General features: G+C 69.6%; 1 protein-coding gene. It reads left to right on the forward strand.

The window, feature by feature from the left end; all coding sequences use genetic code 11:
* Positions 1-58 precede the first annotated feature (58 nt).
* On the forward strand, positions 59-2388 hold a 2330-nt coding region (locus E8D38_RS27425), incomplete at its 3' end, for an RHS repeat domain-containing protein (RefSeq protein ID WP_140637450.1).

Consider the following 2388-nt stretch of genomic DNA (forward strand, 5'->3'; position numbering starts at 1 on the left):
TGCCCAAGAGGCGGAGCCGCGCTCCGCGACGGGACAGCTTTCAAGAAAAGAGGACACCATGGTCGCATTCGTCAGTGGCGCCAGCCAGGGCCTGAGCCTGAGTTCGCTGGCCACGCTGGGGCAGCACGGGCTGCTGGGCTCGGCGGCGCAGGGGCGCAGCGGCGAAGCCGCCTTCGTCAACGTGGCCAGCGGCAACCTCACGCTGCAGGCCAGCGACGAGCGGCTGATCGGCAGCGGGCTGGCGGCCAACACCCTGCGCACCTACAACAGCCAGGGCAGCTTCTCCGGCGACAACTGGGCCCAGGGCGTGGAGCTCAAGCGGGTGCAGCGGGTGGGCACGCTGGGCCAGCCGGGCAGCCAGCTGCTGCGCACCGACGAAGACGGGGCGGTGGCCACCTACGCGTTCGACGCGGCCACGGGCCTGTACCGCAGCACCGAAGGCGCCGGCGCACACGACACGCTGGGCTACGACACGGCGGCCGACCAGTACGTGTGGACCGACGGCAGCAGCGGGCGCACCGAGCGCTACAGCAGCGCCGGGCGGCTAGAGTCCACCAGCGACGCCAGCGGCAACACCCTGAGCTACGCGTACCACGCTGACGGGCGCCTGCAGTCGGTGAGCACCGCGGGGGGCGAGACCACCACCTTCGTGTACGACGGGGCGCTGCTGGTGGAGCTGCGCACCACCTACCAGGAGGAGGGGGCGACGCGCCAGCTCACGCGCACGCGCTACGGCTACGACGCGCAGCAGCGGCTGCAGACGGTGACGGTGGACCTGAGCCCGGAGGACGGCTCGGTGGCCGACGGCAAGGTCTATGTCACCACGTACACCTACGACGGCAGCAGCAACCGGGTGGCCTCGGTGGCGCAGACCGACGGCACGGCGCTGCAGCTCGAGTACGTGCAGGTGGGCGGCGGAGAGTACCGCATCTGGAGGGTCACCGATGCGCTGAACCACCTCACCGAGTTCAGCTACGACCTGGCCAACCGGCGCACTGCCGTCACCGACCCGATGGGGGCGGTGACGGTGTACGAGTACGGCCCCCGGGGTGAACTCCTGCGCGTGACCGCTCCGGCGGTGAACGCAGTGGCCGCAGTCACCTCGTTCGGCTATTCCAGCGATGGAGACCTGACGCAGGTGACCGACGCCGAGGGCCGCTCGATCGTCATGGGGTACGACGGCAACGGCAACCAGATCTCCCAGCGCGACTCTGCCGGCAACACCATCACCCGCGTCTACAACGCGCAGAACCACCTGCTGGCCGAAACGACCTACCTCGTGCCGGACCCGGACGGCGCCGGCGCGGCCAAGCCCCTGCAGCCGTTGACCCAGCGTTTCGTGTATGCGGCAGCGAACCCTCATCAGCTCCGCTTCGAGCTCAGTGCGGAAGGGCGGGTCACCGAACACCGCTACAACACGCTCGGCGAGCGGGTCGCGAGCATCCAATACACCGGCGCCACCTATTCGGTCGCCGGGCTGGCCACCACCGACGCCCCCACCGAAGCACAGCTGAACGCCTGGACGGGCGTGCAGGACCGCATTCGCACGGTGCGTGTCGACATGGGCTACGACTTCCGCGGCCAGCTGAAGACCAGCACGACCTACCAGGCCGTCGACGCGGCCGGCGAGGGCGTGCGTGACGGCTCGCAGTCCGTCGCCCACCATGTGTACAGCCAGGCAGGGGAACTGCTCAGCATCGTGTCGCTGCCCGGCGGGGCGACGACCACCTACGCCTATGACGGCCTCGGGCGCGTGGTGGCCACCACCGTCACGGCCACCGCCGAAGCGCTCAGCCGCACCACGGTGAACGTGCACGACGATGCAAACGGACGGTCCACGGTCACCCTCGCCAACGGCCTGTCCACGACGAGCACCTACGACCGCGCGGGGCGCCTTGTGTCGGTGCTGCAGAGCGCCCCCGGCGCCTCCAACCTGGGTGAGTCCCGGTACTTCTACGATGCCGCCAACCGGCTGGTGATGACGCAGGACCCGACCGGCGCACGCCAGTGGATGCTGTACGACGCCGTCGGCCGCAAGGTCGTCGACGTCGACGCCGACGGTTCGCTCACGCAGTACTTCTACAACCGGAACGGCCAGCTCTCCTCCACGATCGCGTATGCGAGCCAGGTGAACACGGCCGTCCTGGTCGATGGCGAAGGCCGGCCCACCACGCCTGACTTGAGCCTCATCGTTCCTGCCGTCGCCACGGGCGCGCAGCGCTCTTGGCAGGCGTATGACGCTGCGGGCCGCCTGGTGAAGTCGGTCGATGCGCTGGGCTACGTGACGGAACTCACATACGACGGCGCATCCCGCGTGGTGGCGCAGCGCCGGTACGCCAAAGCGATCGACACCACGGCGCTGGGCACCCAGCCGTCGTCGTCCGCCAT

This window comes from Methylibium rhizosphaerae (genome assembly GCF_006386545.1).
GTDB classification, from domain to species: domain Bacteria; phylum Pseudomonadota; class Gammaproteobacteria; order Burkholderiales; family Burkholderiaceae_C; genus Pseudorivibacter; species Pseudorivibacter rhizosphaerae.